Source organism: bacterium (assembly GCA_021159335.1).
Classification (GTDB): Bacteria; UBP14; UBA6098; order B30-G16; family B30-G16; genus JAGGRZ01.
The window spans coordinates 1-1062 of the sequence record JAGGRZ010000079.1 but is presented as its reverse complement, the minus strand read 5'-3'; the positions used below and the strand labels follow the sequence as shown (position 1 = coordinate 1062).

The 1062-nt window shown below is 35.5% G+C and carries 2 protein-coding genes; both read left to right on the top strand.

Annotation, left to right across the window (positions count from 1 at the left end; all coding sequences use genetic code 11):
* The first annotated feature begins 361 nt into the window (after positions 1–361).
* Positions 362–703, top strand: coding sequence for a DUF3644 domain-containing protein (locus J7J62_04590; protein MCD6124431.1), 342 nt, complete (start codon positions 362–364; stop codon positions 701–703).
* Between the two features lie 52 nt (positions 704–755).
* Positions 756–1058: a hypothetical protein gene (locus J7J62_04585; GenBank protein MCD6124430.1), complete on the top strand. Its 303-nt coding sequence runs from the start codon at positions 756–758 to the stop codon at positions 1056–1058.
* Positions 1059–1062 lie beyond the last annotated feature (4 nt).

The following is a 1062-nucleotide window of genomic DNA, read 5'->3' as shown; positions in this document are numbered from 1 at the left end:
TAAGAAAGTACAAAGAATGGGGTAAAAGGTATAGCATCGAGAAGGAAAAGGAGAGGGAGATGGAAAAGGGGGTGAAAGTATCAAAAGTTTTAAATACTGTTTCTTAACTGGTTTATACTAACAGGGGTGCACTCCAAATTCTACAGCTTGAAATTGATTTAAGAAAAGAGAAAAATGAATTAAAGAGAACTCTTAACGAGGTAATAAGATGAATTTAGTCAGCGGCGTGCGGAACTCTTCGCAACTTCGTTGCTCGCTCTTCGGGTCTGCTAACAGCCTTCGGCTACGCCCAAATTTGCCCTAACGGGCAAACTTCACATATCTCCAGAACGCTATATGAAATATCGCAAGAGGTATAAGAATGGTAAGACTTCCAAGAAGAGTAAGAGGATTGGTTACAAAATCCCGAGATGCTGCCCTGTTAGCGGTGGATATATATAATAAACCAGCTACGAAATTTCGGTCGTATAGTTTCATTGTTATGATGAATATTGCTTGGACATCTCTATTTCATGCCATATTTGAAAAGCAGGGAATTAAGTACTTCTATAGAAAAAAAGATTCAAATAGGTATATTTACATAGACGGGGAGAGAAAAGCATGGGACTTAAGTAAATGTATTAAGGAATACTTCAAAGATAGAAATCCTCCAGCAAGAGAAAATTTAATTTTTTATAGGCCTAAGAAACCAAATAGAGCATAGATTCTTACCTGCATTAGATTTAGAGATTTATGGAGAATGCCAAGCTCTTTTGTTGAATTACGAAAGTTTATTAACTAAAGAGTTTGGCCAGGAATTTAGTCTTAGTGAATCATTGGCAATCCCATTGCAATTATTATCTACTAATCCCGAATGGCGAAACAAAGTTTTAAAGGATGTCCAATCTAAGCATTACGAAACAGTTAAAGAATACATAGATGCTTTCAGAGATTCTTTAGATGAAAACGTTTGGAATAGCTCTGAATATAGCTTTAGAGTATTTCTTGTTCCAAAAATAGGAAATAGATGGGGTGCACCCCTAAAAGTAGACAGTAAGTTAAGAAATAAGAAAAAATGAAAAA